The sequence below is a fragment of the Rhodopirellula sp. MGV genome, assembly GCF_002251265.1.
In the GTDB taxonomy this organism is placed as follows: domain Bacteria; phylum Planctomycetota; class Planctomycetia; order Pirellulales; family Pirellulaceae; genus Stieleria; species Stieleria baltica_A.
The window spans coordinates 1-15,869 of record NZ_NPDI01000054.1; the positions used below are offsets into that span (position 1 = coordinate 1).

General features: G+C 57.5%; 9 protein-coding genes and 1 pseudogene. 4 read left to right on the top strand and 6 right to left on the bottom strand.

Annotated elements, in window-relative coordinates:
- The 6 genes and pseudogenes from CGZ80_RS29145 to CGZ80_RS20205 all read right to left on the bottom strand — a co-directional run.
- Positions 1–134, bottom strand: a pseudogene (locus CGZ80_RS29145) (serine--tRNA ligase); the annotation flags it as partial.
- A 3,863-nt stretch (positions 135–3,997) separates the two neighbouring features.
- Positions 3,998–4,474 carry a hypothetical protein gene (locus CGZ80_RS20185; protein ID WP_094417498.1) on the bottom strand — a complete coding sequence of 159 codons (477 nt, stop codon included), beginning with the start codon at positions 4,472–4,474 and terminating at the stop codon, positions 3,998–4,000.
- 732 nt (positions 4,475–5,206) lie between these two features.
- Positions 5,207–5,977: a tetratricopeptide repeat protein gene (locus CGZ80_RS20190; RefSeq protein ID WP_143544047.1), complete on the bottom strand. Its 771-nt coding sequence runs from the start codon at positions 5,975–5,977 to the stop codon at positions 5,207–5,209.
- 49 nt (positions 5,978–6,026) lie between these two features.
- A complete protein-coding gene (locus CGZ80_RS20195; RefSeq protein ID WP_094417500.1) occupies positions 6,027–6,593 on the bottom strand; it encodes a hypothetical protein in 567 nt (188 codons plus the stop codon).
- A gap of 91 nt (positions 6,594–6,684) precedes the next feature.
- Entirely contained in the window at positions 6,685–8,565 is a 1,881-nt protein-coding gene (locus CGZ80_RS20200) for a DUF116 domain-containing protein (RefSeq protein ID WP_094417501.1), read from the bottom strand.
- Positions 8,566–8,660: 95 nt separating this feature from the next.
- Positions 8,661–10,751 (bottom strand): prenyltransferase/squalene oxidase repeat-containing protein, encoded by a 2,091-nt coding sequence (locus tag CGZ80_RS20205; RefSeq protein WP_233148546.1) that lies wholly within the window; start codon positions 10,749–10,751, stop codon positions 8,661–8,663.
- Positions 10,752–10,949: 198 nt separating this feature from the next.
- On the opposite strand from CGZ80_RS20205, the gene CGZ80_RS20210 reads away from it, so the two are divergent.
- The 4 genes from CGZ80_RS20210 to rsgA all read left to right on the top strand — a co-directional run bounded on the left by CGZ80_RS20210 (position 10,950) and on the right by rsgA (position 15,432).
- A complete protein-coding gene (locus tag CGZ80_RS20210; protein WP_094417502.1) occupies positions 10,950–12,209 on the top strand; it encodes a beta-ketoacyl-[acyl-carrier-protein] synthase family protein in 1,260 nt (419 codons plus the stop codon).
- 215 nt (positions 12,210–12,424) lie between these two features.
- Complete coding sequence (locus CGZ80_RS20215) at positions 12,425–12,685, top strand: acyl carrier protein (RefSeq protein WP_094417503.1); 261 nt, start codon at positions 12,425–12,427, stop codon at positions 12,683–12,685.
- 142 nt (positions 12,686–12,827) lie between these two features.
- Positions 12,828–14,246, top strand: coding sequence for a phytoene desaturase family protein (locus tag CGZ80_RS20220; protein ID WP_255407721.1), 1,419 nt, complete (start codon positions 12,828–12,830; stop codon positions 14,244–14,246).
- 34 nt (positions 14,247–14,280) lie between these two features.
- A complete protein-coding gene (gene rsgA, locus CGZ80_RS20225; RefSeq protein ID WP_094417504.1) occupies positions 14,281–15,432 on the top strand; it encodes a ribosome small subunit-dependent GTPase A in 1,152 nt (383 codons plus the stop codon).
- Positions 15,433–15,869 lie beyond the last annotated feature (437 nt).

A 15,869-nucleotide genomic window follows, 5' to 3' on the forward strand; every position in this document is an offset into this window, starting at 1 on the left:
CCGGTGCCTTGCAAGACATCGGTCAACGCGAGGTCGGGAGTGGACACAGGCGTGAAGCCTTTGTCCGACAGGAACGACACGGCGAACTGTTGCAGCGCGAGGTCCAAACGGACGGCAGCGTTGCGCACGACGTGAGATTTGATCTTCGACGCCGTCACCGAAGGCAAGCCTCGAGAGTGCGGTGAGACACGTCGCGTCGCCATGTTCCGAGAGAGACTCGGAAATTGAATTCCAATGTCGAGCGACGCAAGCGTCACTTTCCCAATTACGTTTTCGTTTGATTAGCCGTTCAAGCTTTTTGGTCAGCGCGGACGTAGGTGCCGTATCAGATGTTTCGGTGTCGCTTGTTGGATTCGACTGTGCCAGTTGGTATTGTTCGAGTGCTTCGCAAATCAGTTCGACGTTAGCGCTTTCGCCTGGCGTTTCTTGGAGCTCCATTTTTTCGATAGAGTCGGCGATCGCGCGGCCGACCCGTTTGCCGATGTGTTCACCGAGACGGCGATAGGCTTCGACTTGGGATGCATCGTAGAATTGGTCGGAGGTCGATTCGTGTGGAAAGTCTTTAAATCGACCACGGTAGTACTGCAGGTCCAGGCTCTCGTCGCCGGTAAAGGACGGCTTGATCAGGATAAGGGTGCCGTGCGATCCGTCACCATAGAGGATGCGGCCGACTTTGAAATGTGATTTGCAAATCGGTCTTTGATGGTTGTCCTTGTCATCCCCGTGGAGAAATTCGTCAACCGCAAAACCTGAAGAGGGTTGGTCATGGTTCGCCGCGATTTCGACAAGGCGGATTCCCTGGTGCACTCGGACTTCGGCAATCGCACGGGCGAGATCGGCAAACTGACGTTTGGGATCGTACGACGCGTCGACGCAGATGATCAGCCGACACTGGCGTTTTAAAAGTTGTACCAGTCCGAGATTTTCGCGGACGCCACCGTCGCTGACAAAAAAGTACTGTCGCTTTTTCCAATGTCTCGCCGTGTCGATCAAGCTGCTGATGACGTTGGGAAATGTCGTGGGCGTTCGCTGTGGATTGGGAAGCCACTGTCCCAGTCGCAGATTAAGGATCAACATCAGCGTCGCGATCAGCGGGTTGGTCACGTTGCCGGGGCTGACGGCCGCGCCGCTGATGGCGATCGAGTCCGCCAGGTCGATCTTGTTGAGCGAACCAGGGATCATGCTTTCGTATTTGTCGGTGTCCATGAAGCCCGTGAGTTCAGACCCGCAATAGTTTTTCGATAGCAGGAAGCTGTCTTGGGAGCGGAGCAATTCGGCGGGCAGTTTTTGAGCCGGATCGCTTGCCGCGAAGACCTTGGGAAAGAGGTTGCTGTGAAGCAAGCTGATCGATCCACAGATCAGATGATAGGGGCCGCCGACGTTGCAGGTATTCAGTTTCGAAAGTGGGATCGACGACTCGCTTCCGTCGCTTCCCGAAACAAACGCTTGTGCGATCCGGTTGCGATAATAGCGATGCAGCGAAACGGTGTTCAAGTTGACCAGTGCACCCGCCATCAGGAAAACCAACGCAGCGTATGTGAAGATGGTCAATCGTTTGACCTGGTCATTTGAATGGGTGATCGTGCGACGGATCTCTGTCCGCGGTCGCAAGGCGTCGGGCTGCATCGTTTGAAATGCGAGTCGTGAAATTCGGCGACCGACATCCGGCGTCAGCGGTACGTCCGACGCAATGGCGATTTGGTTGAGATGTTCTTGCAGGTCCGGCGGAAGTATCAGCGGTTCGACACCCATCGGAATACTGTTTTGCACGTCACGCACGAGCCCAGCGAGTTCCGATCGTACGTCTGGATCGTCGAAGAAATTCAGTTCGAACGACGTCGCGAGGTTGTTGCGGATGTGGCGTGACAGTTGCGTCGCGGCGATGTAGTCGGACGTCTCATTTTGGCTTCTCAGATTCCCCCAGTGTCCAAGGTTTAAGTACCAGCTATGTAGGTTGGGGGTGATGCGGGTGTGGTGAAATCGCTTGTCGTCCTTGAGGGCTTCGCGGAGTGCCAACACCTCAGGGCGAAGGAGCTGACTCGCTAAAGCACTGCAAAGTAGGGATCGGTTCAATGCTCGACGCACCATGGCACGGTCCTCTGTGCGAGGTCCGATTTGGCCGGCGGGGTCGGTTGCCAGATGTGAAAACGAAACGTTGCTTGATCGCTGCCGAACCGATCGGAGGTATTCCAGGTCCAGCGACGCAATCGCGGCCAAGACATCGGCAACGACGAGCGGCGAGGCATCATTGCCGATCGCTAAGGATTGATCGATCGGATAACGTGATTGGTACAGCATCGCGTCTCGAATTTGATCGAGACGTTGCCGGTTTTGCGTTGTATCCGCCCCAAGCAAGTAGTTCTTGAATGCTTCGTCGACGTTGCCGGATCTTGCGTTCTTTACCAGCAGCCCAAGGTCCAGGTTGACGTCGTCTTCTTCGTCGAAATTGTCCCGCACGGTTTTGGCGAACAGCTCCGGGATCGTATTTGGCTTGTCTGGTGTTGGAGTTGAGGGGATGGCTAATGATGCAACGATCGATTCGTCTCGGATGTCACCGCCGACCATTTCTCGATAGGGATGGGTGTTGAAGCCACTGATGTTTTCTTTGGCGATGAAACCGACCAGCAACAATGGAATTCCGATCAACAGGCCGGTGCTGGCAAGCAGAAAGACATACCGCTCCAAAGGGCTTTGGGGGTTGATGCCGCTTTGCAGGATTCGCTGAGGTCGGATCCAGGGGAGCAGTGCGGCCCCGACGGCCCCGGTGATTGTCGCCCAGACCGAATTGGGCAGGACAAAGATAGGCTGGCCGGTGAGCAATTCGACCCCTGTCCCTTCGTTGTCACCGTTGCCCGCTACCAAGGCGAGCCCGATCAGGACGGACGGCAGCAGCAAGTACAGAAAGAATCTGGCGGTGCCTCCGGTGGAGATGTCATTGCGTCGCCACAGCGAAATCCCCCAAGCCGCCAGCCAGCAACAGCCGAAGAGCACCGCGGGAAAGAATGGGACCAGCAAGTCGTCGCTCAGATTCAGCAGATCGGCGTTGCGTCGTACCACGTCGTAATCCAAACAACGCCACAAAAACGCGATCAGAGAACTGCACGCGACGACCAATGAAAAGAACGCCACGTTGATCAGCAGAAGTCCGAACAAGTAGCGATTGATAAAAAAGATCGGGCGAAAGAGATAGTTGCCGCTTTGGATCAGGCGTCGAACATGAGTCGACTGGGGGCCTGCCGCGGTGGGTTGATCGTTGACCGGCGGTTCGGTTGAAAACGGAAAGGCGTCTTTCCCGTCGCACTCTTGAGATCGAGTCAGTTGGTTGGAGATATATCCCGCCGTGTAGCCGCCTCCCGAGACAGACGACATGTAATCGATCAACTTCCACAAGCCGCAAGCATGCAACGCTTGGGTAACGCCAACGGAGAAGCAAGCAGATCTCAATCCGCCACCGGAAAGCGCCAGGCCGACGACCCCGTTGTGGCGATCGATTTTGGGAAGGTTTGCTTTTTCGCGACGCTCCGCAATTTCTTTTCGCTCAGAGCGAATCACATCTTCGATGGAGAGATTGCTCGATGCGGTCTTTGGCATCGTAGACTCAGCAGACTTTTCGACTGAAGTCATTTCAGGCATCTCGGCTCCCGGTGTTGATTGGGAAACGCAGTGGATTGAGCGCTCTCTCAACTCCATTCGTTGCGCAATCAGCCGGTGGGCTGGCCTAGTGGCTGCCCCCTCGTCGGGGCTGTTTTCATGCTACCTGTCAATGCGGGGGGCTTCAAGTGCCAAACCCCTGCTCTTGAGCAATCTCTGAAAGGCGCAGGTCAGTCGGGTAGGCATCGAGTAGCAAGTATTGATCGCGCTGTACGATCGCGCTGTACGATCGGATCCGGAGGCGACGTGGGCGGATTGGGCAAGCTAGCATCGCCCCCCTCCGGCAATAACGACTAGACGAAGATTGCTGAACTACGAAGGACGCCAAGGGCACGTAGTGGGAAAGCTAGTCGATCGGATAGTGCTCGGCGTAGTACCTCGCCGTTTCCGCGTATTCACGATTGAAAGCGCCGTGTGGCAATTCTCGGGTGCGAAAGTAGCGTTCAAGCATCGGTTTGGGTTTGATCCAGTGCGCGGTCAATCCACGTGTCGGTTTAACAACATCCACCGGCAGTTCGTCGATTTTGCCAGAATGGAAATCGACCAAAGCATTGAAGTCGACGGACAGGTGTGAAGCCGCATAGTCGATCGTGCGGGGCATTGGCAGATAGTGTGTGTAGTATTCATATCCGACCAAGTCGTCCCATCCAGTCGGCGGTCGACCATCGTGTTCCTCTGCATAGGAAGCGATGATGCAAGTGATGCCGCATTCACAGTACGCCGCAACGATCCCGCGTCGCAATGCGATCGCAAACCAAGTTAGCGACGCAATCGCTAAGCAGGGAACGAGGATCCAAAGCGTTTTCTTTGTACGTCGTCTCATCGGGCGGAAGGAGGCAGGGCTTATTTTGGCGGTGTGGCTATTCTGTCGCGTGGGATTTCGCAAACGAGTGATTCTTAGATCACAAGGTTTTGTGTTAGCCATTGTGACAGGTGTGACGCAACATGTGCTGTCTTTGGCTCCGGAGGAGTCAGCGTTGGTAGCTTGGGGCGGGAGCCCCAAGAGATCGATCACGCAAAGATGTATTCGCCCCGGAGGGGCCGCCGTTGGTGGTGTGATCGAGGTTGCGACGGCCCCTCCGGGGCGGCGGCGTTGTTGGGGGCGGCGGCGTCTCGGGGCTTCCACCCCGAGCTAACAAAGTCGGCCCCTCCGGGGCGATTGCGCTGCCGAGACCATGCCTCCGGGGCGATCGCGTGGCCGAGGTTTGAACCGTCGAGTTGATTGCGATGCGGAGATTTGGGCCGTCTGGGTGATCGGTCGCTGCGGGGATTGCGGGGCGATCGATCGTTTGCCTAGGCACGATGCATGTTTGTCTTTGGCTCCGGAGGAGCCTTCGTTGGTAGCTTGGGGCGGGAGCCCCAAGAGAATGATCACACAACGATGTATTCGCCCCGGAGGGGCCGGCGTTGGTGGTGCGATCGACATAACGACGGCCCCTCCGGGGCGGCGGCGTCTCGGGGCTTCCACCCCGAGCTAACAAAGACGGCCCCTCCGGTGCGATTGCGTTGCGGAGATTTCGACCATTGGGGCGATTGCGCTGCCGTTCGAAGCGTTCTATTCGTCGACTTTGTCGAGATGCTTTGCATAGACTCTCGCGACGTCGCCCATGTAATGCCGGTCGGCATATTGTACGGATTGCTTGAGATGCGACTTGGCGACTTTGGTATCACCCATCGCGTCGGCATAGAGGCCGAGATACAGGTGCCCGTAAAACCTCGCGCTGCGTCCTGATGCGGAATCCTTGGGCGTCGCTTCCATCTTCTTGGTCACACGAGCCGTGTCGCCGTCGTGAAGCATTTGCAGGACCTCTTCCATCGGGATACGCCAGTCACCGGGGGCAGGTAAGAGCAACTTCTTCGCTTCTTCCGGCGATTTCGCTTTGGCGACACACAGGAAATGCCAAGCGGCATTTTCCACATCGTTTGGATTCACTTCTCGATGGATTTCGAATTGCTTCGCCCCAGCGTCATACTGCTTGGCAAAGTACAGCGCGATGCCGCGTTGCCAAAGGTAAGGCTTCACTTGCGGGCGGGCTTCGGCATAGCGATCAAACAACTTGACCGATCGTTCCACCTTGCCGCTGCGGAGTAGCACGTCCGCACAAAAACTGAGCTGTTGCAGATTGGTGTCGCCGCTGGAAAGCGTTTCGGCAGCTTTAGCGGCTGCGTCGTAGTCGCCATCAGCAAGCGCCTTCGAAGCAGTCCGCGACAGTTCGATTTGCGATTCGCTCGGTGGCTGAGCGATTGCCGGGGACGAAACGCAAATGCCCAATAACATTGTCACGATCGCTGATCCCATCAGTATCCCAAGAGATGGTTTCGACATGATGGGCCTTTGGTGATTGCGATAGCGAAGCGGGTCAATCAAAACGGGATTACGGCGCGACGACTTCGAGCAGTTCGATTGCCGGTTCGCCGTCGCAATAGATCAGTGCGGTGCGACCGTAAAGTGTTTGGCCTTCGGTGGCGTCGAGCAATTCGGCGAGCGACGGTCCGGATTTGATTTCCCACAGCCCACAGAGTTGGACTTCACGTAAGACGTTGTGTTCGATCAACACTCGGCCGAGCGGAATCGTGCGTGATTCGATTTGTCGCCAGACCTCAGGGTCGAGGGCGTTGATGTTCAGTCGAACGATGCCGTACTGGACGACTTTGCCAGTGCCAGAAGTTTTCAACGTGATCTCGCGGCTGTACCAATCGCCATCAACGTTGGTCGTCCGGTGGTATCGGTGGACGACGACGTCGACCTTTTCGCCGTGGTGTGATTCCACGGTGACCGTCATGTGCTCGTTGTGATTGAGCAGTTCGTTGTAAGGCGATGGCAGGTCCGATGCCGGTTTGCAGTGCCCCAGTTTTTGAAAGCCTGCGTCGGCATCATAAAACTCCGACAACAGCGTTTCGATTTTGACGTCGGCGTCTTCGTGGGACAACTCGGTAACCATGATCGGACTCTCGGCAAGGAATAATCGGGCACCGTTGGCTTCTTCGCGGTTCGGGCCGATTGCGAAATCTGACGAAAACGAATAATCGAGCTCAGGCGATCGGCGCGGCGACTCCCAGGGAGATCACCGAGGTAGGTTTAATCTCGGGCCGTTCCAGGACGGTATCGACCAGGAAGTACAGCAATCGTCGCAGCGCATCCGGTTCGAGCGAATCGGCAACCGCTTCGGCGCGTTCCTGGTGCTTGTCGACCAGGCGGAACGCGGTCTCGAAGATGCCGTTCTGTTCGTAGATACGTTTGACTTCGGCCAATCGGGCTTGGTCGCTGATCTGGCAATCCGGATCGGCCAAGTGCAGCAACCGAGATTTCGGTTCGGCGTCAAGCGATTCGAGCGCCAAGGCCCACAACAGCGTCGGCCGCCCGCCGAACAAGTCGCCACCGGCGGAGAGTTTGTTGTGGTCGTCGCCGGCGAAGTCACCGAGGTCGTTAAGGATTTGGAAAGCGACGCCAAGGTTGCGGCTGAACGTGCGGATCGCTTGCCGGTACTCGTCAATCTTGGCCGTGTCGTCACTGGGCACGCCCAGGCGAACGCCGCTGAACAACGCCGCTTCGAATGCGGGCGACGTCTTTAGTGCATAGATCTTTAGCGCGTCGAGTGGCGTGAGGTTGCGGTCTGCCGCGTCACGCCAAACCAACTCTGCGCCTTGGCCTTCGCCCAGTCGTGTGTGGGCGGCCGCCAAGCAGTCCAGCACGTCGAGCTGTGCCGATGCGTCGGCGCCTTGCATCGCCGCTCGGTCGCTGATCAAGCGATAGCCCATGCCGACCAAGTAGTCGCCGACGTTGATTGCCGTCGGGATACCAAATTCTTTATGCAGCGCAGGCTGGCCGTATCGAAAACCGTCGTCGTCTTCGATGTCGTCGTGAACCAAGCTGGCTTTGTGGAACGTTTCGATGCTCAATGCGGCGCGAAGCACGGCGTTGGGGATTTTCTTAACCGCTTCGACGCCGGTGTTGCTGGTGCAATCGCCACCTGTCATCGCGTCGTAAGCCGCCATGGTAATGAACGGCCGCGAGTGTTTACCGCCACGGGTCAGGAAGTCATACGAGATATGTTCGGTCGCTTCGATCGCGTCCATGGAAGCAACCTTGGCTGAATCCAATTGGCCATCGCCGAACGGTTGCGTGCCGCGCGTTCGTGGGACGATTGTTTCCAGTCGCTGCGGTTCGAACAGTTCACCAGCTGCACGCATCAGGTGCACGTAGCTGCGGGTTTGCTGTTCGGCCGGTTCGTACGGCGTGCGGATCATTTGGTCGACCCAGGATTCGTCGACCTTTGTATTGCGGCAATCACTGCTCAGCAGCGGCACCGCCATGCAAGGAATACCCGCTAGCAAGACTTTATCGATCGCTTTTTCCAGTACGTTCAGGCAAGCGACACCGACGACGGCATCGACGTAGCCACCGACAATGATTTTCATCACCACCGGCGAGCCTTCGGCGACCAGCACGCGGTAACCCATTTCTTCGGCCAGCCCGCGAAAGTCGGCGATGCTGCATGCGCCGCATTCTTTGCAGTTCATGCCGAACTCGTCGTAATCGGCCGGACAGCCTTCGGCGTGCTTCAAGCAGTGTGGCAGCAGGAACAAACGTCGTTCGGGCGGAACGGTTTTCAGTTGATGACGCCAGAACGAAGTGCTGATCATCACCATCACCCAACCCAAATACGCTTCCGGCAGGTCAGCTTCTTCGAGCGTGCGGCGGGAGATTTGTTCCAACTCATCTTTGGTCATCGGGATCGTTCGGTCTAAACGATCGGCGACCTGTTCGCAGCGGTCACGCAGGCTTTCGCGCAGCGCGAGCGATTCGGGAACGTCTTTGAGATGGCTGGTTTTTCGACGACGGCTCTTGCCGCCCGGCGTTGGCGCGCTGTCTTGGCCGGCGTTGGTCTCGGTGGAGCTAAATCCTGTCGACAAACCGAATCCCCTGGTCGAAGGTAGATGGGCGAAGTTGTGGGATCATTTTAGGTGGGTCGTGGCCGACACGCTTCCGCAAAGGTCGCGGAAGTTGATCAGTGGGGCCAGTCGAGGGAGACTTCCGGATCGGTCGCACGCAGAAACTTTCCGAGTGCGCTGGTCGCGAAAATCAGTGGGTACAGTCGCTCGTGATACCAAAGCTTCGCAAAATAAAATCCGATTGGCCATGCAAATTCATGCCGCCGATCTCGAACACTTTGGGTCAGGAATTCGACTCCACGTAGTATAGCCTCGATGACCCGGTCGTTCCCAGCGGCAACCGCCCCAACCTTTGGGGCCATTTCCACAGCGTCGGATACCGCCTCCGAAGTCTGTTCTAACACCTGGGTGTGCGATTTGGACCGGCGAAACGTTTCCGCAGCATTGTTTTCTATTGGGTTTTCCGCTCGTGTTCCGGTCGATCGCTGTTGATAAATGGTCATCGACAGGGCTTCGACCGCCAGCGCCGTCTCTTCGACACTGCTGACAATCCCCGCAGACGCTTGTGGTGCGGTTTTCTTGACCTCTGGGTCGCTTTCGCGAAGCTTTTCCAGTTTTTGGGTCAGCGACGTGCCGCCGCCCCAGCCGCCGTCGGCATTTTGGTGGTTGATCAAGTACTCCACCGCCGCCGTCCGGTTCGCCACACTGCCTTGGCCACTTACTAAAACCTTCGCGGTTCCATAAATCGGGTTGCTCTCGTCTTCACGGTCTTGGTTGCCGAACCACAGTGGGTGCCAGGATCCGTCGGCGTGTTGTTGGCGGTCCAAAAAGCGAACTCCAGTTGCGACCGCGCGGTTCAAACGCGCCGGCGGAGTCGCGGACGTTGGCAAAGCGTCGTCGGTCGCGCGGATGGCACGAATCGCGTGTGCCGTCAGATCCGTGCTGCTGCGGTCAAACGGGAGTTTGCCCCAGCCCCGGCAGAACGTCGGCCAGCCGCCGTTGCGGTTTTGTAATCGCAATAGCCAGTTGCGGCCTTGGTCCATCGCCGCATCAATTGCCGCATACCGGTCGGGGCTGGCCCATTTGCGGATCTGTGTCAGTGCCAGGATTGCGGCCGGCGTGTCGTCGCTGTCAGGCACCGCACCAGACAGGTCGGTCCAGCCCCATCCGCCGGGCTCGGCACCGGTGAACGGGTGACGCCGGGTGTGTTGGCAGGACAAGTGCCAATCGGCGAGCGCGTCGCTGTACCAAGCCCCGTCGTCGTTGGGATCCGAAGCCAACGCATGAATGGATAACGACGTGACCCAGGTGGCGAGATTGGTATCGATCGGCCAGCTGCCGTCTTCGAGCATCGAATCGCGCAGGAACTTCAGTCCTTCCGCAACCACCGTCAGATGGCTTCGGCTAGTCGCCGCAAGACTCATCACAACGAACGCCGTCAGTGGGGTGGCTTCGAGGTAGCCGCCGCTTTCGGGTTGCATTCGACGCAAGACGCCGAGCGTACGATTGATCGACAGGGACCGCGCCAATCGAATCGGCGGCAATGCCCGTTTGCCCAAGAAATGGCGGGCTTGACCGATCGCGACGAGTGCGGGGATCGCATAGCTGACGACCGGCATTTGCAAGAAACGATACATCGATTGCGGAAACACGGCCGCTTCGAACGGTAACGCCGCAACGTCGTCCCAACTGATCAGTCCCGCGATCGCCATGTTGTTCATGATCGGAACGACAAAGGTTTTGTCGGTTCCATACCTTGCACGCAATCCGTCCAGTCCACCCGCGCTGTGAAGGTACTCGTCGAGATTGGCCAGCTGCGTTGCGTCGAGTGAGCCGATTTCGCCTGCGAGAGTCGACGCCGATTTGACCAGGTAGCTCGTCGCGATGTTGGAGTGGCTGCGATCGGTATCGCCGAATCCGCCATCTGGGTTTTGCTGTCCGCAAAGGTAGGCCATGCCTTTGCGGATCATCGATTTCAATTCGTCGATGTCGATCAAATCGGGGCGGTTGGGATCTGCGATGACGGCGCTCATCGCACTGATGGCGGTAGCTGTTGAAAGCGCGCTTGGCGAAAGCTTTCCCGTCCAGTGACCTTGGTCGTTGCGGGCATGGATCAGTTGCTCACGCAATTGGTCCAGCGTGGCACGCGATTGGTTGCGAGCCTGTTCGATCTTCGAATCGAAAGCGATGTTGTCGGCGGGGGTCAAGGAAGCCGGTATCGGGTGGGTGGCGTGCGGGAGGTGTGGCTTGGGGACCAGTGTCAGGGTAATCTTCCGTGGTTGTCGAGACCATTGATGGCCTGGATTGAAATTGTTAGGCTCTGAGTTGCTTTTTGCCCGGCTTCCTCTGCTGCGACAAGCGGCGTCTGCTGGCCGGATCCCCCAACAGATTTGCAATCAACGAACGTGATCGCACCAAACCTTGCTTCCCAGCTTCCAGATGACCAGCGGATCGTCATCACCGGTGTCGGCCTGACGTCCCCCAACGGTAACGACTGGCAAAGTTACCGTGAGGCGTTGCTGGAAAAACGCAGTGGCGTTCAGCCGTACGAGATCCGTTATTTTGGCAAGACGTTGGCAGGGATCTGCGACTTTGACACCCGCCGCTACCAAACGAAAAAAGACGTTCGCCGTGGCACGCGTGCCGGCAGCGTTGGCGTTTACGCAGCCAACGAGGCGTTGCAGCACAGCGGATTGGACTGGGAAAACGTCGACAAATCGCGCGTCGGAATCTACGTCGGCGTGACCGAGCACGGGAACGTCGAAACCGAAAACGAAATCTATGTGATCAAGGGATTCGATTACGACACCAGTTGCTGGTCACACCACCACAACCCGCGCACCGTTGCCAACAATCCGGCCGGCGAAATCGCGTTGAACTTGGGCGTGACCGGCCCCCACTACACCATCGGAGCTGCTTGTGCCGCCGGCAACGCGGGGCTGATTCAAGGCGCCCAGATGCTGCGTCTGAACGAGTGTGATGTCGCGATCGCTGGCGGGACCAGCGAAAGTATTCACACGTTCGGGATCTTTGCGAGCTTCAACAGCCAAAACGCACTCGCCCGTCACGAAGACCCCACCAAAGCCTCACGCCCATTTGACGTCGCACGCAGCGGCATCGTCGTTGCCGAAGGCGGCTGCCTGTACACGCTTGAACGACTGAGCGACGCGAAAAAACGCGGCGCGGAGATTTATGGCGAATTGGTCGGTTACGCGATGAATACCGACGCGACCGATTTCGTTTTGCCAAACCCCGAGCGCCAGGCCCAATGCGTCGAGCTGGCTCTGAAGCGGGCCGGTTTAGAGCCCGATCAAATCGACATCGTCAGCACGCACGCGACCGGCACCAGCAGCGGTGACGCCCAAGAATGCGCGGCACTTCGCAGTGTTTTCGGCGATTGCGAAAATGTCCGCATCAACAACACCAAGAGCTACATCGGTCACGCGATGGGAGCCGCGGGGGCGTTGGAATTGGCAGGCAACCTGCCCGCGTTCCGCGACGGGATCGTGCACCCGACGATCAACGTCGACGAGCTGGACGAAAGCTGCAAATTGCCCGGACTTGTGCTGAACGACGCCCAGGAAGGCCGCAAAGTCGATTACATCCTGAACAACTCCTTCGGGATGCTCGGGATCAACTCGGTCGTGATCATCGGCCGCGTTTAAACTGCAGGCCTGATCAAAATGGGCGTGAACGCCCCGCTGTTGCCCGTCAGCGGGGTGCATGTTGCACGTCCGAGACATTCCCGTGACATCACCGCGACACGCCGGAAGATTGCCTGAAATTCTGTGCCGCGAGGCACTTCGAAATCTGGTGCAAAATCGGTACACTCGCGGTTTTGACAAGCAAGCCTCCGCGTTTTACCCCTCTCCAGCTAGACATGACGCCAGCCGAAATCCGCGAAGAAATCATTGACATCCTCGAAGACATTTCGCCGGACGAAGATCTGGACGATTTGAAAGACGATGTCGCTTTTCGTGAACAACTCGAATTGGACAGCATGGATTTTCTGGACATCGTGATGGAATTGCGCAAGCGTCATCGCGTCCAAATCCCGGAAGAAGACTACGGTGCACTGGCGAGCATGAGCTCGACGGTCGAGTACCTGGAACCCAAGATGCGCGACATCGTCAAGTCGTAGAACGTCTGGGTCGGGGCGCGAGTCCGCGACTCGCGTTTCCCGTGCAGAGCGAGTTCTATTGCGGCGGGCATGAGCCGTTCTTGATGCGTCTTGTGCCCAACCAATTGCACGTCTATCGCAATCTCTTACACCGCAACTCGCTGTGACCGAATCCAACGGCAATCAGCATTACGATACGATCATCATCGGCGCCGGGATGAGTGGCCTGGCCGCCGGGATCCGCCTTGCTCATTACGATCAACGCGTCTGTATCCTCGAACGCCACTACACCATCGGCGGGCTGAATTCGTTTTATCGCATGGGCGGACGCGACTATGACGTCGGCCTTCACGCGATGACGAACTTTGCCAAGAAAGGCTCCAAGAAAGGGCCACTGGCAAAGCTGATCCGGCAACTGCGATTCAGTTGGGAAGATTTCAAACTTGCCGAGCAGATCGGATCGTCGATTCGCTTCCCCGGGGTGTCGCTCGATTTCAGCAACGATGCAGAACTGCTGGAAAGCCAAGTCGCCGAGCGGTTCCCAGCACAGATCGACGGTTATCGTTCGCTCTGCGATTCGCTGCTCGACTATTCGGACATGGACGGTGGTGACGAACGCTTCATGCGTTCTGCCCGTGAAGTCATGGCCGAACACATCAGCGACCCGCTGTTGATCGAAATGTTGTTGTGCCCTTTGATGTGGTACGGCAACGCCCGCGAAGACGACATGGACTTTGGCCAGTTCTGCATCATGTTCCGCGCGTGCTATCTGGAAGGCTTCGGCCGGCCATTCAAAGGCGTGCGTGTGATCCTGAAGAACTTGGTCCGCAAGTTCCGTGGGTTGGGCGGCGAGTTGAAACTGCGGAGCGGTGTCTCTCGAATCCACGTCGAAAATGGACGCGCCGTCGGTGTCGTGTTGGACGACGGAACCGAGTTGACCGCGAACCGAATTCTGTCGTCTGCCGGCAACGTCGAAACGATGCGGTTGTGCGACGACATCACCGAAGTCGAAGTCGCCAAAGCGGGGCAGTTGTCCTTTATCGAATCGATCTCGATCCTCGACCGGATGCCAAAGTCGTTCGGGTTTGATCGCACGATCGTGTTTTATAACGACAGCGAGAAATTCCATTGGCGAAGGCCCGATGACACGCTGTGCGATGCACGTACCGGTGTGATTTGTTCGCCGAACAACTACATCTATGATTCCGACCAAGGCGAATTGCCAGACGGTGTCGTGCGGATCACAACGCTCGCCAATCATGACCGTTGGTGCGGCTTGGGCGAGGACCGCTACGCCGCCGAAAAGGTACGGCAATACGATGAAGCGGTCGCGTCGTCGGTGCGTTTCATGCCGGACTTTCGGCAATACGTGATCGACACGGACGTGTTCACCCCGAAGACGATCCGGCGATTTACCTGGCACGATAACGGCGCCGTTTACGGTGCCCCGGACAAGCAGCTTGACGGCACGACACACTTGCCAAACGTGTTCTTGTGCGGCACCGACCAAGGCTTTGTGGGAATTGTCGGCGCGATCGTCAGTGGGATCAGCATGGCCAACCGTCACTGCTTGATGCCTTAACGTCGACTTCGTAGTTTTACGCTACACTGAATGAATGGCGAAGAAACGCTCTAAAAGCAAACAGTCACGTGTCCAATTCCGTAAGCGTTACCAAGGACGTGTACGCGAAGGTGATCTGACACGTCAATTCAACTCCGGCGATACCGAATCGCTCGCCGACGCGGTCAAGAACGAACGCGTCAGCGGCAAAGGCGAGTTGACTCGTAAACGAACCGTTGCCGGTGCAGACGCCAACATGCCCACCGCGGCCGGCAACCAAGGCGACGCCGCACTGATTGACGGGCGTGTCGTTCGCGCACACGGATTGAGCAACACGGTACTGGCCGACGACGGCCGGCGATTTGACTGTGCCATCCGCCAAGTCCTCAAGTCGATCAGTATCGAAGGCCGTGGGACGGTCGTCGCGGGCGACCGCGTTCGCTTTCGCGCCGAAAGTGATTCCACCGGCATGATCGAATTCGTCGCGCCGCGGCACGGCGTGATCAGTCGACAAAGTCGTGGGCAACAGCACATCATCGCTGCCAACGTCGATCATTTGTTGATCGTTACCAGTGCGGCCGAGCCTTCGCTCAAGCCTTCGCTGGTCGACCGGTTTTTATTGACCGCGCAGCAGTGCGATGTGAAGCCTGTGATCGTGATCAACAAATGTGATTTGGTCGATTGCCGTGAGTTGCAACCGATGGTCGGCGTCTATGCCTCGCTCGGTTTTCGCGTTCTGCTGACCAGCGCCGAGCAAGGCATCAACATCGAATACCTGCGCGAACTGCTGCGTGGCAAACAAACGGCATTGTCAGGCCAAAGTGGCGTCGGCAAAAGCAGTTTGTTGAACGCGGTCCAGCCAGGTTTGGGATTGGCCGTCGCGGCTGTCAGCCAAGACAACCAGAAGGGGCGTCATACAACGACGACGTCAACGTTGATTCCGCTGGAAGGCGATTCGGTCGGTGCGGTGTTTGACACGCCAGGGATTCGCCAGTTCCAGTTATGGGACATCACCGCTGAAGAAGTCGCGGGGCTGATGCCCGATCTGCGACCGCATGTCGGGCATTGTCGTTACGCCAACTGTTTGCATCTGAACGAAGACGGCTGTGCTGTTAAGAATGCCGTGGCAGACGGAAAGATCGATCCACGGCGCTACGATTCGTACTGCCACTTGCTGGAAGAGGATTTGCTGGCCAGCGGTTATTGAGCCGCCGCAGTCGGGTTGGCAGTTCGCCGAATCGATTGGCCGATCACGCTAGCGACGGTTCTTCTGCGGTCGGGTTGTTGGGAACTGGTGGGGCGATGACGAGCATGAGCACCGCTGGCGAGCACGGACGCGACTGGTTGGGCGTGGCTGAAGACGGTCGATGCTGCACGAAACCGACGCTAGCGCGTAGCGGCTAATGGGGGAAAGTGCTGCACGTAACCGACGCTATTACGTCTCGGCCGATGGGAGTCGCGACACGTTAGCCGATACGCGCTAGTGCCACGGATTGGATTTCCGGTGCCACGAGGGAAAAGTTCTGCGTATCTTTCCCAGCTACCCTAGTTCATGATGCAAAAAATTCCCTTCCCCTGCCTGATGTTAGTTTGCTGAAGACGAACTCAAACAAAGGAAGGGAATATGTCGGGTCGAGCAGTGAA